The sequence below is a fragment of the Enterococcus sp. OL5 genome, from assembly GCF_006491895.1.
Lineage (GTDB): Bacteria > Bacillota > Bacilli > Lactobacillales > Enterococcaceae > Enterococcus_D > Enterococcus_D innesii.
Window position 1 is genome coordinate 53,366 of record NZ_VHIL01000016.1, and the last position, 26,186, is coordinate 79,551.

Here is a 26,186-nt window from a genome sequence, read left to right on the forward strand (position 1 = left end):
CACTGCAATGCCGATTTATGAAAATCTGACAGTAGCTGAAGCAATTCAAGAGGGATTGCAAGTCCTTGGTATCACCAAAGATCAAGCAGTAATCGAAGTCCTGGATGAAGGAAAAAAAGGCTTCTTGGGGCTAGGAAAAAAACAAGCACGGGTCTCCATTGAAAAAAGAATCGTTGAAGAACCGGCACCCGTTGAAGAAGTACCAGCAAAACCGCTAGTAGAACCAGATCCTGTGACGACAGAGGATGCAAGCAGTGTGATGGAGGCGGCCGCGAGCGAACCTGTTTTGCTGACGGATCTTTCCGATGAGGAAGCACTGGCTCAGTTGGGACTCTATCTGACAAATATTTCAAAAGCATTGAATGCACCTGCCTTAGTAAAAACCGCTCGTCAAGACGGCGTGATCGTCTTTCATTTAGAAACGCAAAAACAAGGCATTTTGATTGGGAAGCATGGCAAAACCTTGAATGCACTGCAATATTTGGCGCAAGTTTACATTCACCGCATCGCGAAAAACAAATTGTCGATCGTTGTGAATGTCGGGGATTACCGTGAAAAACGTCAAGCGATCTTAGAACGTTTGGCCAGCCGTACTGCTGAAAAAGTCAAACGAACAGGCCGCCCGGTCTTTTTAGAGCCGATGCCGGCGTTTGAAAGAAAGCAGATCCATTCCGTATTGAGTAAAGATGCGTATGTTCAAACTCATTCTGAAGGGGATGAACCGTATCGCTACTTAGTAGTGGAACCTGCGGACAAACGAATTTAATGAAAAAAGGGAAAGGCGCTCTGACAAGCCTTTCCCTTTTTTGATGGGAAAAAGCAATTGACAACAAATTTAAAACCAAGTATCCTTGACTAGAAATCATTCTTATCAAAGTCAACATACGTTACGTAGGTCAGCCTTTGGTATCAAAAAAGAGTCCGTATGCCGCGGACTCTTTTTTGTATTTTTTTTTGATGATAGAGGCAATTAACCGCCGATCGTTGATTGAGTAAATTGAACCACCGTACCATAGGCAAAGATCTCAAGATAGGTTTTGTCGCCTTCGACGATGCGATCGTGTTCGAAATGACAGTTGATCACCGCGTTCGCGCCATAGCTGTGGGCTGTTTCTTTTAAGCGATAAGTCACGTCTGCCAACAGATCGTTCAAGTTCACAGATGTATCAAATAGATCTACTTCGATTTTGTCTGCCGCAAAGACGATATCCCGCACGACATAAGGCCGATTCACGTTTCCTGTCGATAAAATGATTTCCTTAATGCGGGCAGCACTGTTTGATGATTTGATGGTTTCCATAATAGATCACTCTTTTCTTATTCTTTGCTTTTATTTTAAAGGTTTTTGCGGACAGATGCAAAATTTAAAAGTTTTTCAAGGAAGCTTGCGACTGGCGCCAAAATGTGCTAATCTATTTCCAGAATTTAATTGACAAGCAGTCAAAGTGCTAAGTCTACTCATTTTTATTGATTTTCAATCAATTTGACGGGTGGAGTGGGCACTTTTTTTATGTGAAAAAATAGGAGGAGTATGCAACATGGCGAATATTACGCAAGAATTTGATACGATTGCCGCAATTTCCACCCCGCCCGGCGAAGGAGCCATCAGTATTGTGCGATTAAGCGGGGAAGAAGCGATCGCAATTGCGGATCGGATTTTTCAAGCAGGCAATAAAACCCTCGCCCAAGTTCCAAGTCATACGATCCATTATGGTCATATCGTGGATCCAGAGGAAAGTCGTTTGATGGATGAAGTGATGCTTTCAGTGATGAAAAAGCCACGGACCTTTACCCGAGAAGATGTCGTTGAGATCAACTGTCATGGCGGGATCGTGGTCGTCAATCAACTCTTGCAGCTGGTTTTACGCCAAGGGGCACGGCTGGCTGAGCCGGGGGAATTCACGAAGCGGGCCTTTTTGAATGGACGTGTCGACCTTTCTCAAGCCGAGGCGGTGATGGATCTGATTCGTGCCAAGACCGATAAAGCGATGAACCTCGCCGTCAATCAGTTGGATGGCAATCTTTCCCACTTGATTCGGACTTTACGCCAAGAGATTTTAGAGACGCTGGCGCAAGTTGAAGTGAATATCGATTACCCTGAATACGATGATGTGGAAGAATTGACGACCCGCTTATTGCTAGAAAAAGCCACGATGGTCAAAGGGCAGATCCAAGCCTTATTAGCAACAGCCCAACAAGGAAAAATTTTGCGAGAAGGTCTGAGTACTGCGATCATCGGCCGGCCGAATGTCGGCAAATCCAGCTTATTGAACCATTTATTAAGGGAAGAAAAAGCCATCGTGACAGACATTGCTGGTACGACTCGAGATGTCATTGAAGAGTATGTCAATGTTCGCGGGGTACCGTTGAAACTGATCGATACGGCTGGTATCCGCGAAACAGAAGATGTCGTTGAGAAAATCGGGGTCGAACGCAGCCGCAAAGCACTGGCAGAAGCGGAGTTGATTTTGCTGGTTCTCAACCAAAGCGAAGGCTTGACCCAGGAAGACAAACAATTGCTGGAGCTGACTGCTGGCAGCCGTCGGATCATCTTATTGAATAAGACCGACCTTGAGCCAAAATTAGCACCCGCTGAGTTAGCACAGTACGCAGCAGATGAACCGATTTTTTCTGTCTCTGTGTTGACGAGTGAAGGCTTAGACCAACTGGAACAAGCCATTGCCGATCTATTCTTTGGGGGGAAGACCACTGATAAGGATGCTTCCTATCTTTCTAACACCCGCCACATTGCCTTATTAGAAAATGCCGTTCAGTCGTTGTCTGAGGTCATCCAAGGGATTGAAGCAGGAATGCCTGTTGACTTGGTTCAAATCGATATGACACGCTGCTGGGACTATCTAGGAGAAGTTGTCGGCGATAGTGTCCAAGATGAGTTGATCACCCAATTATTTAGTCAGTTTTGTTTAGGAAAATAAAGAATGCGCCACTGGCGTAAAAAGGAGAACACCATGCAAGAATATCAAGCAGAAAGTTATGACGTGATCGTTGTTGGGGCCGGCCATGCCGGATCAGAAGCTGCCTTGGCAGCTAGCCGCATGGGGGCAAAAACCCTCTTGCTGACTATCAACTTAGACATGGTCGCATTCATGCCTTGCAATCCCTCCGTCGGCGGACCCGCGAAAGGTGTCGTGGTGCGCGAAATCGATGCTTTAGGCGGAGAAATGGGCAAAAATATCGACAAAACCTACATCCAAATGCGGATGCTCAATACAGGAAAAGGTCCCGCTGTGCGGGCCTTGCGAGCGCAAGCCGATAAACATGCCTATGCGGCTGAAATGAAACGAACGATCGAAAAAGAAGCCAATTTGACACTGCGCCAAGGAATCGTTGAAAAGCTGATCGTTGAAGAAGGCGAATGTCGTGGCGTCGTGACCTCTACAGGCGCTCGTTACCAAGCCCAAGCTGTAGTGATCACTGCAGGAACAGCGTTGCGAGGAGAGATCATCATTGGAGAGTTGAAATATTCTTCTGGTCCAAACAACTCGCAACCATCGATTGGACTAGCCGATCATTTGAAAGAGCTTGGTCTAGAGATCGCTCGTTTTAAAACCGGTACACCACCGCGGGTGAAATCCAGCACCATCAACTATGAGGTAACGGAGATCCAGCCTGGCGATGAACAACCGAATCACTTTAGTTATAGCACACCCGATGAAGCCTACAATCAAAACCAAGAACCTTGCTGGTTGACCTATACGAACGAAGGGACCCACCAAATCATCAACCAGAATTTACACCGGGCGCCGATGTTTACAGGGATCGTCGAAGGAGTAGGTGCCCGTTATTGCCCATCCATCGAAGACAAAATCGTGCGTTTTGCAGACAAATCTCGTCACCAACTATTCTTGGAACCAGAAGGGTTGAACACCGAAGAAGTGTATGTTCAAGGGCTTTCTACTTCTATGCCAGAAGACGTCCAAGTCCAAATGCTGCATTCCATCGCAGGTTTAGAAAAAGCGGAAATGATGCGGACGGGCTACGCCATTGAATATGATGTCGTGGTACCTCATCAATTGCGTCCAACATTAGAAACCAAAGTCATCGAAAACCTCTTTACGGCAGGACAAACCAACGGAACCAGCGGCTATGAAGAAGCGGCCGGTCAAGGCTTGATCGCCGGCATCAATGCCGCTTTGAAAATTCAAGGCAAAGAACCCTTCATTATGAAACGCAGCGACGGTTATATCGGTGTGATGATCGATGATTTGGTGACTAAAGGAACCAATGAACCATACCGTTTATTGACCTCTCGTGCCGAATACCGCTTATTGCTGCGTCATGATAATGCCGATCTGCGTTTGACCGAAGTGGGACATCAAATTGGGCTTGTCCCAGAAGCACAATACGAAGCGTATGTAGCGAAAAAAGAAGCTGTTGAAGCAGAAATCAAACGTTTATCCAAAATCCGCATCAAACCAACGCCAGAAGTACAAGCGTATTTGACTGCCAAAGGGACGGCCACCTTGAAAGATGGCGTTTTAGCAAATGAATTCTTGCGTCGGCCTGAAGTGACGTATGCCGAAATGCTGCAATTTATCGAAGCCAATGAAGCATTGAAGCCAAAAGAGATTGAACAAGTCGAGATTCAAATCAAATACGAAGGTTATATTAAAAAAGCCCTCGAAAAAGTGGAGAAACTCAAACGGATGGAAGCCAAACGTATTCCTGAAAACATCGACTATGCCGCTATCAATGGCTTGGCAACAGAAGCCAAACAAAAACTGCAAAAAATCCAACCCGAAACCATCGCCCAAGCGAGCCGTATCAGCGGAGTAAACCCAGCTGATATTAGTATTTTGATGGTGTATATCGAACAAGGGAAGATTGCAAAGGTTAACTAAAGACGGTTAATATTCTTTGAAAAACCAATTTATAAATGGTAAATAGAGTGTCAAAAGCCCGCTGCGAAAACAATTCGCAGCGGGCTTTTTGTGTTAGCAATTGAATTATTCAACTTTTTCAATCGTAGTGGTTCCCCAATTCATGATGTTGCTGAGATGGACATAGCCATCGTACAAATTCAAGAAAATCGAGAAGGCACAGACGATATAGATCAATACATAAAAATTATTGGCCTTTTTGTTACGCCATAAGACAAAGCCATCTAAAATCAAACCTAATGGAAAGAGAAATGAGCCGATTCCAGCTAACAGTAGCAAGAGCAGACTTTCATCTTTATCTGCTGCCATCGTTCTTTGGAGTAACGACAATTTTTCTTTCTTGTCGCTGATTTCTTGATTGTTGGTTTCGATCCGCTCTTTTAAGGCTTCGTTCTCACGTAAAAGCTCATCAATCGAGACTTGATAGAGATCACTCAACAAAATCAAATTCTCAATATCTGGATAGCCGCGCCCATTTTCCCATTTCGAAATCGACTGGCGTGAAATCTGTAATTTTTCTGCGACTGCTGTTTGCGACAATCCCGAAGACTCGCGACAGCTTTTTAATTGTTCTGCTAAAGCCAATGTATGCTCCTATCTGCTATTTAACAACTAGCTTCCCATTTGAGATCGTGGTTACGACACTCCCATTGGTAGTGATTATACCTGCTTTTTGCTTAAACGTACAGGTGGCTTTGGTGGACGTGTGAGTTAATGAACTAGAAGTGATACTTCCTCTGTGAGCAACTAAACTTAAATTCGAAGTGCCTGTAAATTGATTGCGGCTATTGACCGTTACATTATAACTAGCGGTCCAATTACCGGCGGATGTTTTTGACACACGATACGTTCCCGCTGCCAGATTTGCTCGGAATGACGGCAATTTTTCAATGGTCAAAATCACCTCATTGCCTTCTTCATCTACCGTGATCAGCTGCTCATAGGGACTATCTGATGCTAGGTCATAAACGAGTTCTGGTTCTTCCACTGTCTGGGCGGCAGCTGGGAGAGCAAAGAGGAAACAAATAAAAATAAACGGCACAAAAAATAATTTTTTCACAAACACCACTCCTTGTACTTTTGATAATTCAAGTATACAAGGTTTATTTAGTTAAAGAAAGCACAAGCTAGTTTACAGGGGTAACGGATGGTTTACAGTTGTTGCTAAATCAGCATTTCATAGGCTTACTTTTTAGGATGTCGAGAAATTTTAAAAGTAATAGTTCATTCAAAAGGTCTTCGTTTTTTAGGTTTCTGACAACGAACCGCTGCTTTTAAAGAGAAACGTTAAAGAAGCGGTTGCTTTAGTTTTAACCAAACCTAGCTGTAAAAGGAAACAAAAAAGCGAAAGAGAAGGTAACGTTTCGCGCCGTTAAAACGACAAACGTAAGACCTCCTTCCACTTTTCTGCGGCCAATTTTATTCTCCTAAATCAATATCCTTTTGATGGTCGCCGTCTTTTTTATAAACGTTCACCACGGATTCTTTATTTTCGGCAATTTCTTTGGCACGGGCGATGGCCTCTGCTTTATTGTCGAAATGATCACTGGCACGTTTTGCTCCTTTGGAACGGACTTGCCATTGGTCCTCTTCATACACAACTTCTACATCCGCATCCATTAATTTTTTCGCATTTTTATTGGTTTGATGGGCATCATCTTTTTGCGGATTTTTCTCTTTCTGAAAAGCTTTCTTCTCCTCTTCATCTGCATTGTCATACCATTTTTCTGCTTGACTCGTGGCGATCGGGATCGCCCGATCGTCGGAATAGCCATCGGCTAGCAGGGCATTGGCGATATCGATCGCTTTTTTACGAACTAAGGGGTCTAGATTCTTCATTGACGCAGGATAATCACGGACATTCCAAGGCATTGTTTGGTTCCTCCTTTTTCTTGATCCAAAGTCATTTTCCTAGGGGTTCCCTTTTACAGGTACCACCAGTTACTACTCATTAGTTTACCCCCTTCTATAAAAAAGTGAAATCATTTGCTTTCTGGTCAAAAATGAGGGCACTTTCTTTTTTCATTTTCTAATAAACGAGGATTTATTTTTGTTAACAAAGCGTTATATTTCCCAAAAAAAAATGAATGGTTTAGAATTTTATTATAGAGAAAAGGAGGACGTAAGAATGAGTGAACCTATTTTGACTGATCCACGGGAACTTTATCACACGGGTAAATACAGCAAACAGGAACAAGATACGCCTGCTTTACAAGAAGAAATGCGACCAAAACCTGATTGTGGTGAAGACTCTTATGAGGGAAGTCAGCAGTTAGAAAACCGGCGGGTACTGATTACCGGTGGGGATTCTGGGATCGGACGAGCAGCAGCGATTGCCTTCGCTCGTGAAGGAGCAGACATTGCCCTGCACTTTTTCCCAGGAGAAGAAGAAGATGCCGAAGAAGTTGCAGGGTACATCAAAGAAGCCGGACGCAAAGTGATTTTGCTACCCTATGACCTGCGAGACGAAGCGGCACCACAAGAGATCGTTGACAAAGCGGTAGCAGCATTAGGTGGGTTAGATACATTAGTATTGAACGCAGCACAGCAAATCACGCGGCCATCGATTGCAGAATTACCGATTGAACAAGTGAAAGACACCTTTATGGTAAACATTATCTCAATGTTTGCATTAGTGAAAGCAGCTGAGCCACACTTACCGGCTGGGGGAGCGATCGTGACAACGACTTCTGTCCAAGCCTTTAGTCCAAGCGCCCATTTAATGGATTATGCGGCAACCAAATCGGCGATCGCCAGTTTTACAGTCAGCTTGGCGAAACAATTTGCTGAAAAAGGGATTCGGGTCAATGGGGTAGCCCCAGGACCAATCTGGACACCATTACAGTTAGATCATGGCCAACCGCAAGACAAGCTGCCTGAATTTGGTCAGCAAGCATTACTGGAGCGGGCAGGACAACCAGCTGAGCTGGCACCCGTCTATGTCTTTTTAGCTTCCAATAAAGCTAGCTATGTGACAGCACAGATTTATGGTGTTACCGGCGGAGAAGCCATCAACTTGTAAGCTTATCAAAAAATCGGAGAAAAAGGAGGAGGTGTCCTATGAGTAAAGGGTGGAAAATCGTATCAATCATCGTTTCGTTGATCTTTATCACTGTCTTATTACCAATCGTTTTAATGAGTAATCCTTACATGCAGCTGCCATTTGGTTTGGACAGCAGAGGCAATGTCGTCACGTATTTCTTTGACAACTTGTTTATGCGTCAATATATGTTTTGGGTAGCCGTTGTTTTAATCGCCGTATTCTTGATCGTGATCTTAGTCGTGCTGTTTTATCCAAAAACCAAAACAACCTTTGTTTTGAAAGAGGATAAGGGCGCATTGACGATCGATAAGAAAGCGATCGAAGGACTTGTACGTACGAAAGTAAATGAAAAAGAATTTGTTGAAGGACCAAAAGTTCATGTCAAGGCGACCAAAAATCGAATTTTAATCAAAATCAAAGGCCGCTTGAAACGGACGTCTGCCTTAGTTGGCAAAACCGAAAACTTAATGGCGGAAATCCAACAAGATGTCCAACGAGTGCTTGGCTCAAGTGAAAAAGTCAAAGTCGAAGTCAATTACGCGAATTTTGAACAAAATGAGACTCCGGAAAACCCGCGAGTAGAATAGGAGGGCTATGATGAACGAACTACAACAATACAAAATCCCATTGATTTTTGGAGCAATCGGCCTTGTTCTGGCTGTGTTGTTTGTAACGATCGGTTTTTTCAAAACATTGCTGATTCTACTTCTAACAGGTTTGGGTTTTGCGCTAGGATTGTATCTCCAACGTACCGGTATCATCGACGAATTTTTTAACCAACAATAACGTATTTTATAGGAGGAATTTTTAATGAATATCGATAAAAACGAATTAAACAATGAAAAAAATGTCAGTGCACATCCAGATCCAGTGGTTCCCAACACCAATCATCAAGCCAATGAAAATGCGATTCCAATGTCTGAATCACCTGATCCAGTGGTACCAAATGCTGAAAAAGCAGTAGCAGGACAACAAAATGGACCAAAACCAGGGGATCATCCAGCACCAGGAAATCCAGATCCAGCCGGACATCATCCAGCACCGCCAAAACCTGGCCACAACGATTTTGAAGGACCAACCGGGGATGCACCCGTTCATGGTTCATTGACCTATGATGACAAAGTGATCCAAAAAATTATCGGAATTGCATTAGAAAATGTAGATGGTCTGTTGACGGTCGATGGTGGTTTCTTCTCTAATATTGCTGAAAAATTAGTTAATACAGACAATGTGACTGCCGGTATCAATACTGAAGTTGGGAAAAAACAAGTAGCCGTTGATTTAGATATCGTGGTTGAATACGACCGCAATATCCCAGAAATCGCTGAACAAGTCAAAGAAGTCATTCAAAAAGAAGTAACGACAATGACCCAATTAGAAGTGATCGAAGTCAACATCAACGTTGTGGATGTGAAAACAATCGCTGAATACGAAGAGGAACAAGAAACGGTTCAAGACAAAGTAACGTCAGCGGCTTCTAAAACCGGCGACTTTGCTTCACGTCAAACCAACAAAGCCAAACATGCGGCTTCCCGCGCGTCTGATCGTATCGAAGAATACAACGAACCTCGCGTGAAATAAAAAAGTTTCATATGAAACAAAAACAAGCATTGATCCTGAGATCAATGCTTGTTTCTTTGAGAAAAAAGCTGACCAGCAGGGTTGGCAGCCTTGCTGGTCAAGGAAAAATGAAAAAAGTTTTTTGGATTGAAATGAGTATAATTCCCATGCCTTAAACCAACCTTAAAGCCCCAGTTAAAAAATGGTAAATTCTCCTAGAAAGCAATCGCTGGCTATTGCATCACATTGCTTTTTGCGTTAAAGTAGGAACTAGTCTGTGAAACATTTTTCTGTTTCACAAAATAGAAAGGATTCGTTATGCTACCTGAAGAATTTCATGAAGAATTACGCAAAAACGGGATCATTTTAACCGAAGAACAAATGGAAAAATTCGTTGTCTATTTCGAGCGTTTGGTCGAATGGAATCAGAAGATGAATCTAACCGCAATTACGGAAAAATCAGAAGTGTATTTAAAGCATTTCTACGATTCTGTTTCCTTAGCTTTTGAAACCGCCTTTGACCCGCAAAGTCATTTGTGCGATGTCGGTTCAGGTGCTGGCTTTCCAAGTATTCCACTAAAAATCGTGTTTCCTGAATTAGAAGTGACGATCGTCGACTCTTTAAATAAGCGCATCACCTTTTTACAAACTCTTGTGACGGATCTACAATTGGAAAATGTCCACTTGTACCATGACCGTGCAGAAACATTTGGTCAAAAACCGCAATTTCGTGGGCAATTCGATTATGTGACCGCTCGTGCGGTTGCCCGTTTGAATGTGTTAACGGAACTCTGTGTGCCATTGGTGAAAAAAGCAGGCTATTTTTATGCGCTCAAAGCTGCCAAAAGCGAGGAAGAACTGGTTGAAGCCAAACCAGCGATCTCACTCTTAGGCGGCAAATTTATTGAAGAAAAAAGCTTTACCTTACCGGTCAGCGGCGATGAACGCCATCTTTTGATCATTCAAAAGAAAAAAGAAACGCCAAAGAAATACCCCCGCAAACCGGGAATGCCAGCGAAACAACCAATTAAATAGGAGGAAAATCAATGGCCCGTATTATTTCTGTTGCAAACCAAAAAGGCGGCGTAGGCAAAACCACCACAACGGTGAACCTAGGTGCGTCCTTAGCATTTGTCGGCAAAAAAGTGTTACTCGTAGATATTGATGCCCAAGGCAACGCCACAAGCGGTGTCGGCATTCGCAAACCAGATGTGGAACAAGACATCTATGATGTATTAGTCAATGAAACACCGATCGTTGAAGCGATTTTACCTAGCAGCCGAGAAAACTTGGATATCGTTCCAGCGACGATCCAATTAGCTGGTGCGGAAATTGAATTGACCTCCATGATGGCACGGGAATCTCGATTGAAATCGGCTTTGAATGAAATCAAAGAACAATACGATTATATCTTTATCGATTGCCCGCCATCTTTAGGTCATTTGACGATCAATGCCTTTACCGCCAGTGATTCGATTTTGATCCCAGTCCAATGTGAGTACTATGCATTAGAAGGGCTGAGCCAACTATTGAATACCGTGCGTTTAGTACAAAAACATTTTAACCCTGAGTTAGAGATCGAAGGGGTCTTACTGACGATGTATGATGCCCGCACGAACTTAGGCGCGGAAGTCGTGGAAGAAGTCCGCCGCTATTTCCAAGAAAAAGTGTATGAAACCATTATTCCACGGAATATCCGGTTGTCTGAAGCACCTAGTCATGGATTGTCGATCATTGATTATGATCCACGCTCAAAAGGAGCCGAAGTCTATCAGACGTTAGCAAAGGAAGTGTTAGCCCGTGAAGAATAAAGGGAAAGGATTAGGGCGTGGGATCGATGCGTTGTTTCAAGACCTGCAAGGGTTAGAAGAAGTCGATATCAAGACAGAAAAAGTCGTTGAACTGCCTTTAAACGAATTAAGACCCAACCCTTATCAACCGCGAAAAACCTTTGATGAGCTTTCATTACAAGAACTAGCCAATTCGATCCAACATTCGGGGGTCTTTCAACCGATCATCGTGCGGCAATCATCTGTCAAAGGCTATGAGATCATTGCTGGTGAACGCCGGTTTCGAGCGTCCAAATTAGCTGGCAAGGAAACGATCCCCGCCATCATCCGCAATTTTGATGAAGAAGCGATGATGCAAGTCGCCGTTTTAGAAAACTTGCAGCGGGAAGATTTAAATCCTTTAGAAGAAGCAGAAGCCTATGACATGCTGATGAAGAACTTGAAATTGACCCAAGCACAAGTCGCTGAACGTTTAGGGAAAAGCCGCCCGTATATCGCCAATTATTTGCGGTTACTGTCCTTGCCGAAACTCGTCAAAGAAATGGTTCAAGATGACCGTTTGTCTATGGGGCAAGCTCGGACATTATTAGGCTTGAAAAACAAAGAACAGATCTTAAAATTAGCCAATCGTTGTGTCAAAGAAAATCTGACAGTCCGCCAATTAGAACAAATGGTCGCTGAGATGAACGACACGAAAAACGAAAAGAAAAAAGTGCCGCGTCTGATTCGAGAAAAACCGTACTATTTACGAGAAAGCGAAGAACGGTTAATGGATAAATTCGGCACGAATGTCGAGATCCGCGAAAAAGAAGGCAAAGGAAAAATCGAGATCGAATACCTGTCACAAAAAGATTTAACCCGTATTTTAGATTTGTTGAACATTCAATTTGATGAAGCTTGAGGTGATAAAGATGTATGATCTTGGGGATATTGTCGAAATGAAAAAACCGCATGCCTGCAAAGCCAATCGTTGGGAAATCATCCGCATGGGGGCAGACATCAAAATAAAGTGTACGAATTGCGGCCACATCGTCATGATGACGCGCCGAGAATTTGATAAAAAGATGAAGAAAATCCTAGAAAAAAAAGAGAAAGAGTGAAGTGAAGCATGGCGTTAACTGCCGGAATCGTTGGATTGCCAAATGTGGGCAAATCTACTTTATTTAATGCAATAACCAAAGCAGGAGCAGAAGCCGCAAACTACCCGTTTGCGACGATCGATCCGAATGTAGGAATGGTGGAAGTGCCAGATTGGCGCTTACAGCGTTTAACAGAATTAGTCCGTCCGAAAAAGACGGTCCCAACCACCTTTGAATTTACGGATATTGCCGGAATCGTCCGCGGTGCCAGCAAAGGGGAAGGATTAGGCAACCAATTTTTGAGCCATATCCGCCAAGTGGATGCGATCTGTCATGTCGTTCGTTGTTTCGACGATGACAACATCACCCACGTAGAAGGCCGCGTGGACCCATTAGCTGATATCGACACCATCAATTTGGAGTTGGTTTTAGCGGATTTAGAATCCGTCAACAAGCGCTATACTCGGGTCGCAAAAATTGCCAAAACCAAAGACAAAGATGCAGTTGCGGAACTGGCCGTTCTTGATAAGATCAAACCGGTCTTAGAAGAAGGGATCTCTGCTCGTTCGATTGAATTTACAGATGAAGAACAGCGCATCGTCAAAAGTTTGTTTTTACTAACGACCAAACCAGTCTTATACGTTGCCAACGTAGCAGAAGAAGACGTGGCAGACTATGAAACCAATGACTATGTCAACAAAGTGAAGGAATTTGCAGCAAGCGAAAATGCGGAAGTGATCGTCATCAGTGCTCGTGCTGAAGAAGAGATCGCTGAGCTGGAAGAAGAAGACAAAGCAGAGTTTTTAGAAGCATTAGGAATTGAAGAATCAGGGTTGGATCAATTGATTCGTGCCGCCTATGATTTGCTGGGTCTAGCAACGTATTTTACCGCTGGTGAACAAGAAGTGCGTGCGTGGACGTTCCGTAAAGGCATCAAAGCACCGCAAGCAGCGGGGATCATCCATACGGACTTTGAGCGCGGCTTTATTCGTGCGGAAACTGTTTCCTTTGAAGATCTGAACCAATACGGCACGATGCAAGCGGCCAAAGAAGCCGGTCGGGTACGTTTGGAAGGAAAAGATTATGTCGTGCAAGATGGCGACGTGATGTTGTTCCGTTTTAACGTATAAAGGGCTTTCTTCCCAGTGAATTTGTGGTAAAATGTCCATTGTGAAGAAAACGCAGAAGGGAGAATCAATTCATGGAACCAGAAACTCTGCGAAATTATGTTTCCGAAAATCGTGAATTAGAACAACAATTAACAAAACGAAACCAACAATATATATTTGATTTAAAAAAATCGCTAGAGGCAGCCAACCTTTCTGAAGAAGAAAAAACGATTGCCTTGCATGAGATGCTGCCGGTCTTAGTCAAAGAACAAAAAGGCGGCAAAACGGCCCGTCAATTATTTGGTACAGTGTCTGAACGTACCGAAGCCATCATCAACAAACCCGTTGAGCAAAAAGAATCCGGCCCCTTCTTGATGTGGTTGGATAACACCTTGCTGATTTTAGGGATTTTTGGGTTGATGTTAGGGGTTATGGGAATCTTTACTAGAGGACAAGCACAACCTTATGGCTTATTGACCCTCTTCTTGATGGCGATGCTTGCTGGTTGGGTCTTCTACTTGATGTACAAATACATGTATCAATATGAACGCCCGGGTGCTGATAAGAGCAAACGGCCGAAGATGTGGAAGATCATTTTGATTTTAGTCGCAGCCTTCATGCTATGGATCGTTGTGATCTCGCTTTCTGCGATGATCCAACCACCATTGAATCCACAAGTGGATCCTGTGATTGAAGCCTTGATCGGGGCAGTGGCATTAGCAGCGAAGTACTACTTGAAACGCAAATACAATATCATCAGCAGTCTGTCTGTTCCTAGAGGCTGATGGCTACACGTTGATCGTGCGCCTTCTTTTGTTAAAAAAGACCGCACGATCAGCGTGTTTTTTTAGAAAAAATGGCGAATTATGAGATTTGACCAAAGGTTTGAAGAGGATTATTAAGAAAGCTTTCCGAATGGTTGACTTATGAAAAATCTTTGCTATTTTTTTTAAAATACCTAAAAACTTTAAGGAGTGGTTACAAAAATGTCCAACTGGGAAACCAAATTTGTAAAAAAAGGGTTAACGTTTGATGATGTCTTATTGATTCCGGCAGAAAGTCACGTCTTGCCAAATGACGTGGATATGAAAGTGCAGCTTGCCCCGAATATTACACTAAATATTCCAATCATAAGTGCCAGTATGGATACCGTAACTGATAGTAAAATGGCGATCTCAATGGCGCGTCAAGGCGGACTTGGCGTGATTCACAAAAACATGAGTATCGCAGCGCAAGCAGATGAAGTGCGCAAAGTAAAACGTTCTGAAAGCGGCGTGATCATCGATCCGTTTTTCTTAACACCAACCCACTTAGTTGCTGATGCAGAACATTTGATGAGCAAGTACCGCATCAGCGGGGTACCGATCGTAGAAACGATGGAAAACCGCAAATTAGTCGGTATCATCACGAACCGCGACATGCGTTTTGTCACGGATTATACGATGCCGATCAATGATGTGATGACCAAAGACCAATTGATCACAGCACCTGTCGGTACTTCGTTGAAAGACGCGGAAAAAATCTTACAACAACACAAGATCGAAAAATTACCGATCGTTGATGAAGCAGGGATCTTAAGCGGGTTGATCACTATCAAAGATATTGAAAAAGTGATCGAATTCCCGAATGCAGCCAAAGACACGCATGGACGCCTATTAGTGGCAGCAGCAGTCGGCGTTACCAGCGATACCTTTGAACGTGCACAAGCATTATTGGATGCAGGCGTGGATGCGATCGTCATTGATACTGCCCACGGACACAGTGCCGGTGTTTTACGCAAAATCTCTGAAATTCGTGCCCATTTCCCAGAAGCGACATTGATTGCTGGAAATGTTGCCACTGCCGAAGGCACGAAAGCATTGTATGATGCTGGTGTCGATGTCGTAAAAGTCGGAATCGGTCCAGGATCGATCTGTACCACTCGGGTGGTAGCCGGTGTCGGAGTTCCTCAATTGACCGCGATCTATGATGCAGCCTCTGTGGCACGTCAATACGGAAAAGCAATCATTGCCGATGGCGGGATCAAATACTCTGGGGATATCGTCAAAGCTTTAGCAGCTGGCGGTCATGCCGTAATGCTCGGTAGCATGTTGGCAGGAACCGATGAATCACCAGGTGAATTCGAAATCTATCAAGGCCGTCGCTTCAAAACGTACCGCGGAATGGGTTCATTGGGGGCAATGGAAAAAGGCTCCAGCGACCGTTACTTCCAAGGGGGCGTAAACGAAGCCAACAAATTGGTTCCAGAAGGCATTGAAGGGCGTGTCGCTTATAAAGGCAGCGTTTCTGATATCATCTTCCAAATGATCGGCGGGTTGAAATCAGGGATGGGTTATGTCGGTGCTGGCAATCTACAGCAATTACGTGATGAAGCACAATTCATCCAAATGAGCGGCAACGGACTAAAAGAATCACATCCCCACGATGTTCAAATCACGAAAGAAGCACCGAACTACTCTGTAAAATCATAAAATGTTTCACGTGAAAACAAACGATCCCCTCTGTTCAAAAGCGGACAGAGGGGATTATTTGTTCAAAAAAGGACGTCACTCTCAGCTATCTAGGCAAGAGTGGCGTCCTTTTCTTTAAAATCACTGCTGGATGATCAGCAAATCGCTTTAGCAGCAGCTTATTCGTTTGATTTCAATGCATCGATCATGTTGACATGAGTCAGTTTCACATGGGTGACGTACATCACGATGATTGTAAAGAGAATCGTCATGCCGCCGGCTAAAGCATAGGCCGGCCAATTGATCACTAATGGAAAGACCATGTTTTCCATCGAAGCTTGGATCAAAATAAAGTCAGTCAAGAAGTAACCTACCACGTAGCCTGCGAGAATCCCAAATAACGTAAAGACGATATTTTCCCGTACGATGTACATGGTGACTTCCTTATTGTAAAACCCTAATACTTTAATGGTAGAAAGTTCGCGAATCCGCTCGGAAACATTGATGTTGGTCAAGTTATACAAGACGACAAAGGCTAATGCCCCTGATAATACAACTAAGATCAAGACAATGGAGTTCAAGTTGCCCATCGAATCATCCTGCATTTTGATCTGAGTGGAAAGGAACGTCGTGTTTTTGACTTTGTCGGTATCTAACAAGGCTGTTGATAAAGCTTCCTCTTGCTTTTTCGTCATCGTCTTGCTTTTTACTAAGAACGCATTCGGTTCAAAGGTACTATTGGTGATTTCTTCGTAAACGGTTGGTGACAGATAAAGAGAATTGCCTAAATAATTTTCTGCGATGCCGCTGATAGGTACTTCAAAGGCTTCTTGATCGCTGGTATAGAAGGTCAATGTATCGCCAACCTGCAGATCATACAATTCTGCGTACTTCATAGTCAGTACGGCGCCCTCTGTTAATGACAGCTTCTGTCCTGCCGTCGTTTTCAAATGGACATAGTCTGCAAAAGCATCCTGATCTGCCGGAACCATCAAGGTCAGACTTTGTTTTCCTTGGTTAGCCGGTCGAATCTCGATCGTTTCATTGTAGACTAGCATCGAATGGGTCACAAGAGGATCGTCTGTTAAAACCGTTTCAGCGGCAGCAACGGTTTCTTCCTTCGCATCATTTAAGGTCACGACGGCTTGATAATCCGTAATGGGCCCAAATTGTTTCGCAGTCACAGCACTTAAGGAATCTTTCAACCCAACGCCTGCCACCATCAGTCCCGTACAACCGGCGATGCCAATGATCGCCATAATCATTCGCGATTTGTAGCGGAAAATGTTACGGAAGCTGACTTTTTGATTGAAGCTTAACCGTGACCATAAGGGGGTAATGGCTTCTAATAAAATCCGTTTCCCAGGTTTTGGTGCGCGAACTTGCAGTAGCTGGGCAGGTTTTTCCCGCAATTCTTTGATCAGAACAAAGAGGCAGGCACCAAGCGTCGCCAGTAAAAAGGCGATCGCGGCCAAAATAATTGGTGACCAGACATAATAGACGCGAATCCCGTCTAAAAGATACCGTTCGCTGGATAGGAAATAGATCAAACGCGGCAACAGTTCGGTTCCTAATACGGCACCACTGATAATGCCAATGGCCGAAGATAGGAGAGCATAAATCAAATATTTAAGGGAGATCTCGACTTTGCCATAGCCCATCGCTTTTAAGGTACCGATCTCTTTGCGGTTTTCTTCTACCATCCGCGTCAGTGTCGTAAAGGTGATCAACGCAGCGATAAAGAAGAAGAAGACTGGGAATACATTGGCGATCGCGGCGATACGATCAGACAGCCCACCATATTCTTGGAAACCGGGATTGTCTTTGCGCTGGTTGTAAAGATACGTGGGCTCTGCCAAGTCTTCGATCTCTGCCCGTTTTTCTGCCAGTGTTTGTTGGGCATCAGTTAGTTCTTGTTGCTGTTCATCTAATTGGTCTTGCTGCTGTGTCAATTCTGCTTCCCCAGCTGCCAATTGGCCTTCGAGGGCTGCTTGTTGTACGGGCGGCAGCTGTGCTAAGGCGGCTTGCTGTTGTTCTAGTTCCGCTTTGGCCTGATCCAGTTGGGCTTGTCCATCAGTTAACTGTTTTTGTCCATCGCGGACTTCTTTTTCTGCAGGGGCTAATTCATCAAAAGCGTCTTGTTGAATTTCTGCTAAGCGTTCTTTAGGACGGTCCGCAAACAGTTCCTCAATCGTTTCTTGATGGGCTGCCATCTTGTCGGTGTACGCATCGGAGTATGTTTCAAGCCCGGCGATATCATCAAAGGCGAGATAGAGGATCGATTTGACCTCCATCGTGAACTGTTTTTCCGGTACATAAGCAAAGTACGTCACGACACCGCTGCCGACATTCGCATAGCCCCGTTCGGCAGCACTGATATAAATCGGAGAAGTGGCAAACCCAACGATCGTATACTCTTTGTCCGACAGATTATCGGCATCATCGATCGTAAAAGTATCCCCTATTTGCCAGCCATAATTTTTTGCTTCGGTATCCAGCACGATTTCATCGGCTTTTTCTGGCAGTCGACCGTCCTTCACCAGTAACTGGTTGAGTTCCTGTGAGGGGTCATAAGAGGTCACTTGCACGACTTCATCTGAATTGGCAGCGTAATAAAATTGATAGGCGGCTTCTGTGTGAGCACCGCTTTTTTCCGCGGCATCAATGTCTTCCTCTGTCAATCCCAGGGTTGAAGTGACTTGCAGATCTGCTAATTGCTGGCCGTTGACATATTCACTCGCGGAATGGTTCAGGATCGGGCCGGTCGCCTTGACACCGACAAAGAGAAACGTTCCTAAAAAAATGATCAAGGTGATTGCGATAAAGCGGCCTTTTGATTGGCGAATCTCTCGCAAACTTGCTTTAAGATAGGTCTTATTTTTCATCAGATCCTCCTACCAAACGATTTCATCGATCGAGATGGGATGAGGATTCTCTTCAATGGAACGGACAGTGGCATCATTGATATGGATCACCCGATCGGCGATCGGGGCAATGGCGCTATTATGGGTGATGATCAACACCGTATTGCCATTTTTTCGGCTAGCGTTTTGCAAAAGCTTCAACACTTGTTTTCCTGTTTCAAAGTCCAAGGCACCAGTCGGTTCATCGCATAGCAGCAGTTTCGGGTTTTTGGCTAACGCCCGAGCGATCGATACCCGCTGCTGTTCCCCACCAGAAAGCTGCGAAGGAAAGTTGTTTTTGCGGTTTTCTAACCCAACTTGTGCTAAGACTTCATCAGGATCGAGTGCATTCGGTGAGACTTCTGTTGCCAATTCAATGTTTTCTTTCGCTGTCAGGTTCGGGACCAAATTATAAAACTGGAAGACGAACCCGACGTCTTTGCGGCGGTATTCCGTCAGCTGTTTGTCGTTAAACTTCGCGATATCGACATTGTCGATAATGATTTCTCCTTCATCTGGTGAATCCATCCCACCTAAAATATTCAAAACGGTCGATTTTCCTGCACCACTGGGGCCAAGGATCACCACTAATTCGCCTTCTTCAATGGCAAAGGAAAGATCGTTGTTGGCAGTGATGGTGGTTTCGCCCATCTGATAGCGTTTATATTCATTCTTTACTTCAACATAACTCATTAATAAAGCCTCCATTTTTTAAACACGTGTTGATTTAATCACATGGTGTTAGTATACTAAGAAAGAAAAGTAAGAGCAATCCTCAATGCTTACGTATTTGTCATTAAATAGACAAATATTGATCAAATGTACAGAGAAAAGGGGAAACGATATGGTGGGGACTGTGGGAAATCGTCGAACGATCTACTCGAAAAAAGTGATCCGACGCGCCTTTCAGGAGTTATTGTTGGAAAAAGAGTACCGCAAAATCACGATCAAAGAGATTGCGGAACGAGCAGACATCAATCGGGGAACATTTTATAAATATTATAAGGACACAGCCGCTTTGTTGGAGGAGATCGAAGGGGAGCTCGTTGAGCAGATCGCATCGAACTTGCAGCAGGAAAATTTATCATTGGATCTTTGGCTGGAAAAGCTATTGACGATTTTGTATGAGAATCCTAGTACCACCCATTTGATTTTGTTGAACAACAGCCATTTGCTGAATCTTTTGTTGTCAGAGATCAAACCGGAGACCTTGAAACGATTTGCCCAATACTTTCAAGATGCTTCCGAGGAAGAATTGGAACTGTGCCTGAGCTTTTTTGTCTGCGGATCTATCGGGTTGATCGAACGCTGGCTCAAAGATTTTTCAACGATGCCGCCAAAAGCTGTCGCTGATCTATTGATTCAAATTTTTGTGACTAATGTGTATGAAGAAAAGAAGGGCTAAAAAAGAGGGAACGATCCAATAACCAAAAAGGAACCCAGCAGATGGTCACTTGCTGAGTTCCTTTTTTGACTAATCAACGAGGCGTTCATCGTTCATCCCAAAGTATTGATGCAACGGTTTTTGCCGTGCGCCTAATAATTGATCGACGGTCACGAATTCGTAGCCTTCGTTTTTGAGCGTTTTAATGACTCCCGGTACAGCTTTCACAGATTTCGGGTGGATATCATGAATCAAGATCATGGCACCATTAAAGACATTTTGTTGAACCAAGGCATTGATTTTCTTCGGATCCTTCAATTTCCAGTCTTGAGAATCGATGTCCCATTGAATGATCGGCATGCCGATGGTTTCTGCGCTTTGTTTGTCGATAGCGCCATAGGGGGGCCGTAAATTCCTAGGTAGTAAACCCGTCGCATTGTAAATGGCTTTATTGGTTTTTGTGACTTCTGCCTGCAAATCTTCCGCTGAAAGAGTATTCAGCTGCGGATGAGAGTAAGAATGACTGGCGATCTCGTGTCCAGCTTCTTGGACTTTTTTGGCAGCTTGCGGATATTGCTCAACCATTTGTCCTAGCATAAAGAAGGTCGCTTTGACATCATTTTCTTGTAAGATGTTCAACAGATCCATGGTGGAGGTGTTGTTGGGTCCATCATCAAAGGTCAATGCCACGTATTTTTTATTGGGGTCAAGACTTGGCAAGGCATTGTCGAGTTGGTCAGCAGCAACGAGATCAGGATCAATGAATGGGGCGATCTCGCTGTAAGACAGGGTGATTTCCGTCGCTCCCGTCTGATTTTTTGGCAATTCGATGGTCAGCTTCTCTGGATCATAAGTAAATTTCGAATCGAAGGTGATCCGCTCCATGGCCAAGACGGCGTCGATGATTTTTGCGGGTTCCTTAGCTTGATCCAGCAGTTTCTGTTGAATGACTTGTTGAATACCTAATAAGCTGCCTTCATCAGGAACCAGTTCTTTCAAAGACAATTCGGTTTGTGTCTTCTCTGAAACAAAGATCGGTGCATCTGTTAAACGATCAGCATCTTCAAAACGACCGGTTTCTCGATTCCATACATAGCTGTCGGCTTTTAATGAATAGGTAGAGACTTTTGCAGCTACTGTTTGTGCTTGGATACGGGCAACGGTGACGACTTCTTTTTCCGTTTGTTTTTTGCGCAATGACTCAGCGGCTTTCGTCAACCGATCTTTGATATCTTTGATGGGAAACGTATCGAGGTCTTGCGGGCGGTAGATCAGTTCTTTGTTTGCTCCTTTGGAGAGCACTTCAGGCGTTGTTTTTAACCCATTTTGGCTTTGTTCTGCTTGGATTGATGCCAATAATTTCTCCGCAGCTGCCTCATATTTTGCTTTGGCGGCAACTTCTTGTTGGTGCAACGTGTAAAGGACTGAGCCAGCCGTTGCGATCAAAACGATCAATAATAAGGCGAATAAGGAAAAAATTGCTTTTCGATACGGCTTCTTTTTCGAGGGTGGTCCTTTCGGTCTTTCTTCAGCGGATGCTGTTCGTTTTTGATTATTGTTTGGTTTCTTGTGTAAGTCACTCCGACGGGCATAGGTCTTTCGTTCGGGCATTGGTGAAGCTCCCTTCATTCCATCCTAAATTATGCCCACGTTACCATAAGTCACAGGCACTTTCAACGATCATGCCCGGTTTCTGATAGAGGATTAAAAAGACAAAGGGATTTTTCTAATTATTCGCTTAAAAATTACAACCTTGTTGCGTTGTTTCTCTTGCAAGAAGCGATCAAAGTGGCTAGGGGGGATTGAAACCACTACAGGCGACGTGAACAAGAAAACCCCTAGGGAACGTTCACGCGGTGTGACTGTTCTCTAGGGGTTGCTACTGAGGTTACTAAGGCTTAGGCTTTTTCAATTTTTGTCAGTCCGCCCATGTAAGGAACCAGAACTTCCGGTATCGTTACACTGCCGTCTTCGTTTTGATAATTTTCAAGCACTGCAGCCACCGTCCGACCGACGGCCAGACCAGAGCCGTTTAGTGTATGCATGTAGTGAATCTTGCCCTCTTGATCGCGGTAACGGATCATAGCACGGCGTGCTTGGAAGTCTTCACAGTTTGAGCAAGAGCTGATCTCACGATACATCTCTTGGGCAGGGATCCATACTTCTAAATCATAGGTCTTCGCTGCAGAAAAGCCCATATCTCCTGTACACAAGCTAAGCACACGGTAAGGCAAATGGAGTTTTTGCAAAATGTCTTCGGCATTAGCCGTCATTTTTTCTAATTCTTCATAAGAATGTTCTGCATCACTGAATTTCACCATTTCGACTTTATTGAATTGATGCAAGCGAATCAAGCCGCGAGTGTCACGGCCAGCGCTGCCGGCTTCCGAACGAAATGATGGGCTCAAGGCAGTGAAGTAGGCAGGGAGCTGCTCTTGTTCTAAGATCTCCCCTTGATAGTAGTTGGTCAAAGGTACTTCCGCAGTCGGGATCAAAGTCAAATCAGTGTCTGCCAATTGGAAAACATCTTCTTTGAACTTCGGAAATTGCCCAGTACCGAACATTGCTTGGCTGTTGACGATATACGGGGTGATCATCTCTGTATATCCATGCTCATAAACATGCTGATCCAACATGAAGTTGTATAAGGCACGTTCCAAACGAGCACCTAAGCCTTTGTAGTAAACAAAACGGCTACCAGAAACTTTGGCGCCCCGCTCAAAGTCGAGGATCCCCAAGTCTTCTGCGATCTCCCAATGGGGTTTTGGTTCAAAGTCAAAGGTTTTTGGTTCTGCCCAGCGGCGGACTTCTACATTGTCGTCTTCATCTTTGCCCACCGGAACAGAATCATTCGGCAAGTTCGGCAATGTCGTGGCGATCTCTTTGATGTCTTCATCGATTTGGGCGATTTCTTCATCCAATTGCTTGATTTGGCTACCGACTTCTTTCATTTGGGCAATTTTATCTGCCGCGTCTTCTTTCGCCCGTTTCAAGGCAGCGATCTCACCAGAAACATCGTTGCGCAATTTCTTGCGTTCTTCCGTTTGGACTAAGAGTTCTCGGCGACGTTCGTCAAGCGTTAAAAAGCGGTCCAACACTTCTTTTTGCACGCCGCGTGTTGCGAGTTTGCTTTGTACTTCAGCAAAATTTTGGCGAATCATTTTTACATCTAACATAGTGATACATCCTCCTTTGATTTTTCCATAGAAAAAAGGCCATTCCGATCCCGTATTGCTTGGGACGAAATGACCATTCGCGGTGCCACCCAAGTTCAGCTTGCGCTGCCCTTGCTGCTCGTATCGTGAGCCAACGATTTTTCTTTCGAAAAATACACGTTAAAGAACTGGATTCTATTTTTTCCAACACTGATTTTCACCAACCATCAGCTCTCTATATAGATGAAAAAAATATACTAGGTTCTGTGCCTTGATTATTTTCTCTAGCATACCCAAAAAATGTTGGGTCGTCAACCATAGGTTTGTGTGTTGGATAAGTTGTTGCGTTTCAACGGGAGATGGATAATAAAGGACGTCCATTCCGGCGTTGACTTGGCATAGATATAGCCGCCATGTAAGGCGACGATGCTTTGAGCGATCGCTAGACCTAAGCCAGTTCCTCCTGTTTCTTGAGAGCGGGATTCTTCCACTCGGTAGAAACGGTCGAATAGAGAATCAAGGGCTTGCTTAGGGATCATTTGCCCATTGTTTTTGACTGTTAAGATCGCTTCGGTCCCGACTTTCTCGACTTCCATGCGGATCTTATCGGCGCCTTTGCCGTATTTCAAGGCATTCGAAAGCAAGTTATTGAAGACCCGCACCAGTTTTTCGGTATCGCCATCCATCTCGATATGCTCTGGACGGGTGTACGTTTCAATCTTGATACCTTTTCGGCTAGCTTCTAATTCAAAGTCCGCCGCCAATTGTTCCACTAGCTGAGCCATATCAAATTCCATCACATTGATTGGCACGCTAGGCTGGCGCACTTTTGTGTATTCAAACAAATCATCGACGAGGGATTTCATTTGCTTGGCTTTGACATACGCCGTATGGGTATATTTCAGCAATTCTTCTTCTGAATGGTATTGTCGATCTTCAATTAGACCTAAATAGCCGATGATCGAAGTCAATGGTGTTCGAATGTCATGACTGACATTGGTGATCAGCTCATCTTTGGATTGCTCGATCCGCCGTTCATCTTCGATCGCCGCCACCGTACTGTCGACTAAGCCGTTGATATTAGAAACGATCCGACTTAAATCGCCCCGTAACTCGAAGGGGATGCGATGATCGTAATTGCCTTCCGCAATAAAATGAAGCTCACTGATGATGTGACGTAGCTGCATTTGATGGTAGCGGCGAATCAAACGCCAATATAAGACGATCACATCTAATAGGAAGAACATCGGTAGAATGAAGTTACGCCCACTGCGGAAGATATCCGTATTAAAGGCAGACGTGAAAGCATTCTTCGATGCGTAGATGGCATCAACTAAATCTGGTGAGTTTTCAACGATTGAGGTCAAGATGACCAAAATAGCGATATTTAATAGAAGTAAAAGAACAATCGTTACAATTCCTTCGGCAAATAACTCACTGATTTCCTTTGAGGTCAACGTGATCCGTTTCTTTTTTTCGATTGGTGTGTTGCGCTTTTTTTCAGTTGGTTTACTTCGCATCTATTTTGTAGCCGACCCCCCATACTGTTTGGATGACTTTTTCACCATCCGTGGCTTCTTCGATCTTATCTCGTAAGTGACTGACATGGACCATAACTGTTTTGGCAGAAACGACACTTTCTTGTTTCCAAACTCGTTCAAAAATCTCATCGGCGCTAAAGACACGGTTGGGATGCGATGCCAGTAAGTAGAGGATACCAAATTCTAATGCAGTCAATTGAATTTCGTTGCCATCGACGGTTTTTACTTCATGGGAATCGCGATTGATAATAAGAGAGCTTACTTCCAGAATCTCTGGTTGATTTGAAGCAGCCTGCATCTTGGTTCTTCTCAATAACGATTTTACCCGGGCCATAACTTCTAATGGATTGAAAGGTTTTGTGACATAATCATCCGCACCGGCGACCAATCCACGAATCTTATCCATATCGGTTGTTTTAGCGGTTAGCATAATAATAGGGATTTGGGATTCTTTTCTCAATTCTTTCACGACTTGCATGCCATCCATTTCTGGCATCATAATATCTAAGATCAATAGTTCGATATCAGAAGTGGTGCGGATCTTGGTCAGTGCTTCTTTTCCATCATATGCTTTGACCGATTCATAACCTTCATTGTGTAAATAAATGCTTAATAGTTCTACGATCTCTTTGTCATCATCTGCTACAAGTATTTTCATACTGGGTCCTCCTAGGAACAATATTCTTTTCTCCATTTTAGCAAATATTCCACAAAATAGATAAAATCATACTTAAATTTATAAGAATGATAGGAATTAAGAAAACACAAAAAGGAAAAAGACGAACGATAGGCAAATAATAACGGAAAAAGTCCTTAAAAAAGGCGGAAATCACGGACTAAAAATCACGAATCATCTTTGGAAACGGAGTAACTAGAAACGTTGGTCTATCAATCATTTTATGGTTGACGAATAGCGCAAGTCTTGGTATATTATTACATGTGCCAAATGACTAAATGAATTCCTAAAAAGAATTGAAAAAAGTAGTTGACGCACAGCTCGACAGATGATATTATAACGAAGTCGCAATTTTAAAACAGTTAATCAATGTTGATATATCAACAAAATTAATTGAAAAAAGTTGTTGACAAATAACAAATCATTTGTTATTCTAATAAAGTCGCTGAGACAGCCGCTACGAAGTTGAAAAACAACGAGCGAAAAAAACTTTTAAAAAAAGAGTTGACAATCAAACGTCGCTCTGATATGATATAAAAGTTGCTAACACAGCACGGTAGACCTTTGAAAACTGAACAAAGCAAGCAAACGAACC

Annotated in this window: 25 protein-coding genes and 1 other annotated feature; of the genes, 15 read left to right on the forward strand and 10 right to left on the reverse strand. The window is 43.8% G+C overall.

Annotated elements, in window-relative coordinates:
* Positions 1-7 precede the first annotated feature (7 nt).
* On the forward strand, positions 8-766 hold the full coding sequence (gene jag / locus FJU10_RS16055; RefSeq protein WP_005232929.1) for an RNA-binding cell elongation regulator Jag/EloR: 759 nt from the start codon (positions 8-10) through the stop codon (positions 764-766).
* 204 nt (positions 767-970) lie between these two features.
* On the opposite strand, the gene FJU10_RS16060 is transcribed toward jag, so the two are convergent.
* Entirely contained in the window at positions 971-1,300 is a 330-nt protein-coding gene (locus tag FJU10_RS16060) for a heavy metal-binding domain-containing protein (RefSeq protein ID WP_005226284.1), read from the reverse strand.
* A gap of 238 nt (positions 1,301-1,538) precedes the next feature.
* On the opposite strand from FJU10_RS16060, the gene mnmE reads away from it, so the two are divergent.
* Both mnmE and mnmG read left to right on the forward strand, forming a co-directional pair.
* Entirely contained in the window at positions 1,539-2,936 is a 1,398-nt protein-coding gene (gene mnmE, locus FJU10_RS16065) for a tRNA uridine-5-carboxymethylaminomethyl(34) synthesis GTPase MnmE (RefSeq protein WP_081117591.1), read from the forward strand.
* A gap of 33 nt (positions 2,937-2,969) precedes the next feature.
* Entirely contained in the window at positions 2,970-4,862 is a 1,893-nt protein-coding gene (gene mnmG, locus FJU10_RS16070; RefSeq protein WP_008376950.1) for a tRNA uridine-5-carboxymethylaminomethyl(34) synthesis enzyme MnmG, read from the forward strand.
* A gap of 105 nt (positions 4,863-4,967) precedes the next feature.
* Here mnmG and FJU10_RS16075 read toward each other — a convergent pair whose 3' ends face one another.
* The 3 genes from FJU10_RS16075 to FJU10_RS16085 all read right to left on the reverse strand — a co-directional run bounded on the left by FJU10_RS16075 (position 4,968) and on the right by FJU10_RS16085 (position 6,773).
* Positions 4,968-5,486: a helix-turn-helix domain-containing protein gene (locus tag FJU10_RS16075; RefSeq protein ID WP_081117590.1), complete on the reverse strand. Its 519-nt coding sequence runs from the start codon at positions 5,484-5,486 to the stop codon at positions 4,968-4,970.
* 16 nt (positions 5,487-5,502) lie between these two features.
* Positions 5,503-5,970, reverse strand: coding sequence for a DUF5626 family protein (locus FJU10_RS16080; RefSeq protein ID WP_081117589.1), 468 nt, complete (start codon positions 5,968-5,970; stop codon positions 5,503-5,505).
* 350 nt (positions 5,971-6,320) lie between these two features.
* On the reverse strand, positions 6,321-6,773 hold the full coding sequence (locus FJU10_RS16085) for a DUF2188 domain-containing protein (RefSeq protein WP_016611678.1): 453 nt from the start codon (positions 6,771-6,773) through the stop codon (positions 6,321-6,323).
* A 256-nt stretch (positions 6,774-7,029) separates the two neighbouring features.
* Here FJU10_RS16085 and FJU10_RS16090 point away from each other — a divergent pair, with 256 nt between their 5' ends.
* The 11 genes from FJU10_RS16090 to guaB all read left to right on the forward strand — a co-directional run bounded on the left by FJU10_RS16090 (position 7,030) and on the right by guaB (position 15,953).
* Positions 7,030-7,923 (forward strand): SDR family oxidoreductase, encoded by an 894-nt coding sequence (locus tag FJU10_RS16090; protein ID WP_008376956.1) that lies wholly within the window; start codon positions 7,030-7,032, stop codon positions 7,921-7,923.
* Positions 7,924-7,961: 38 nt separating this feature from the next.
* The gene (amaP, locus tag FJU10_RS16095) at positions 7,962-8,531 is read left to right on the forward strand and encodes an alkaline shock response membrane anchor protein AmaP (RefSeq protein WP_005232936.1); all 570 of its coding nucleotides are present in this window, start codon (positions 7,962-7,964) and stop codon (positions 8,529-8,531) included.
* Between the two features lie 7 nt (positions 8,532-8,538).
* Positions 8,539-8,730: a DUF2273 domain-containing protein gene (locus FJU10_RS16100; protein ID WP_005226258.1), complete on the forward strand. Its 192-nt coding sequence runs from the start codon at positions 8,539-8,541 to the stop codon at positions 8,728-8,730.
* Positions 8,731-8,754: 24 nt separating this feature from the next.
* Positions 8,755-9,525, forward strand: a complete 771-nt coding sequence (locus tag FJU10_RS16105; RefSeq protein WP_140966362.1) for an Asp23/Gls24 family envelope stress response protein — start codon at positions 8,755-8,757, stop codon at positions 9,523-9,525.
* A gap of 297 nt (positions 9,526-9,822) precedes the next feature.
* Entirely contained in the window at positions 9,823-10,539 is a 717-nt protein-coding gene (gene rsmG / locus FJU10_RS16110) for a 16S rRNA (guanine(527)-N(7))-methyltransferase RsmG (RefSeq protein WP_140966363.1), read from the forward strand.
* Positions 10,540-10,550: 11 nt separating this feature from the next.
* Entirely contained in the window at positions 10,551-11,315 is a 765-nt protein-coding gene (locus FJU10_RS16115; RefSeq protein WP_005226255.1) for a ParA family protein, read from the forward strand.
* Positions 11,305-12,195, forward strand: coding sequence for a ParB/RepB/Spo0J family partition protein (locus FJU10_RS16120; RefSeq protein WP_005226254.1), 891 nt, complete (start codon positions 11,305-11,307; stop codon positions 12,193-12,195). Before FJU10_RS16115 ends, FJU10_RS16120 begins: the two co-directional genes overlap by 11 nt.
* Positions 12,196-12,205: 10 nt before the next feature.
* Positions 12,206-12,394: a DUF951 domain-containing protein gene (locus FJU10_RS16125; protein ID WP_005226253.1), complete on the forward strand. Its 189-nt coding sequence runs from the start codon at positions 12,206-12,208 to the stop codon at positions 12,392-12,394.
* An 8-nt stretch (positions 12,395-12,402) separates the two neighbouring features.
* Complete coding sequence (ychF, locus tag FJU10_RS16130; RefSeq protein WP_005226252.1) at positions 12,403-13,503, forward strand: redox-regulated ATPase YchF; 1,101 nt, start codon at positions 12,403-12,405, stop codon at positions 13,501-13,503.
* A gap of 71 nt (positions 13,504-13,574) precedes the next feature.
* Positions 13,575-14,267 (forward strand): DUF1129 domain-containing protein, encoded by a 693-nt coding sequence (locus FJU10_RS16135; protein WP_005226251.1) that lies wholly within the window; start codon positions 13,575-13,577, stop codon positions 14,265-14,267.
* A 201-nt stretch (positions 14,268-14,468) separates the two neighbouring features.
* Positions 14,469-15,953: an IMP dehydrogenase gene (gene guaB / locus FJU10_RS16140; RefSeq protein ID WP_074535545.1), complete on the forward strand. Its 1,485-nt coding sequence runs from the start codon at positions 14,469-14,471 to the stop codon at positions 15,951-15,953.
* Between the two features lie 158 nt (positions 15,954-16,111).
* On the opposite strand, the gene FJU10_RS16145 is transcribed toward guaB, so the two are convergent.
* Both FJU10_RS16145 and FJU10_RS16150 read right to left on the reverse strand, forming a co-directional pair.
* Positions 16,112-18,817, reverse strand: a complete 2,706-nt coding sequence (locus FJU10_RS16145; protein ID WP_140966364.1) for an ABC transporter permease — start codon at positions 18,815-18,817, stop codon at positions 16,112-16,114.
* Positions 18,818-18,826: 9 nt separating this feature from the next.
* Positions 18,827-19,528: an ABC transporter ATP-binding protein gene (locus FJU10_RS16150; RefSeq protein ID WP_140966365.1), complete on the reverse strand. Its 702-nt coding sequence runs from the start codon at positions 19,526-19,528 to the stop codon at positions 18,827-18,829.
* 85 nt (positions 19,529-19,613) lie between these two features.
* Here FJU10_RS16150 and FJU10_RS16155 point away from each other — a divergent pair, with 85 nt between their 5' ends.
* On the forward strand, positions 19,614-20,240 hold the full coding sequence (locus FJU10_RS16155) for a TetR/AcrR family transcriptional regulator (protein ID WP_086293459.1): 627 nt from the start codon (positions 19,614-19,616) through the stop codon (positions 20,238-20,240).
* Between the two features lie 69 nt (positions 20,241-20,309).
* Here FJU10_RS16155 and FJU10_RS16160 read toward each other — a convergent pair whose 3' ends face one another.
* From FJU10_RS16160 to FJU10_RS16175, 4 genes are all read right to left on the reverse strand, one after another.
* A complete protein-coding gene (locus tag FJU10_RS16160; protein ID WP_140966366.1) occupies positions 20,310-21,830 on the reverse strand; it encodes a polysaccharide deacetylase family protein in 1,521 nt (506 codons plus the stop codon).
* 287 nt (positions 21,831-22,117) lie between these two features.
* Positions 22,118-23,395 carry a serine--tRNA ligase gene (serS, locus tag FJU10_RS16165; RefSeq protein ID WP_086293456.1) on the reverse strand — a complete coding sequence of 426 codons (1,278 nt, stop codon included), beginning with the start codon at positions 23,393-23,395 and terminating at the stop codon, positions 22,118-22,120.
* Between the two features lie 57 nt (positions 23,396-23,452).
* Positions 23,453-23,655 (reverse strand) — a binding site (T-box leader).
* A 30-nt stretch (positions 23,656-23,685) separates the two neighbouring features.
* On the reverse strand, positions 23,686-24,894 hold the full coding sequence (locus FJU10_RS16170; protein WP_005232945.1) for a sensor histidine kinase: 1,209 nt from the start codon (positions 24,892-24,894) through the stop codon (positions 23,686-23,688).
* The gene (locus FJU10_RS16175; protein ID WP_008376963.1) at positions 24,884-25,573 is read right to left on the reverse strand and encodes a response regulator transcription factor; all 690 of its coding nucleotides are present in this window, start codon (positions 25,571-25,573) and stop codon (positions 24,884-24,886) included. The genes FJU10_RS16170 and FJU10_RS16175 overlap by 11 nt, the downstream gene beginning before the upstream one ends.
* Positions 25,574-26,186 lie beyond the last annotated feature (613 nt).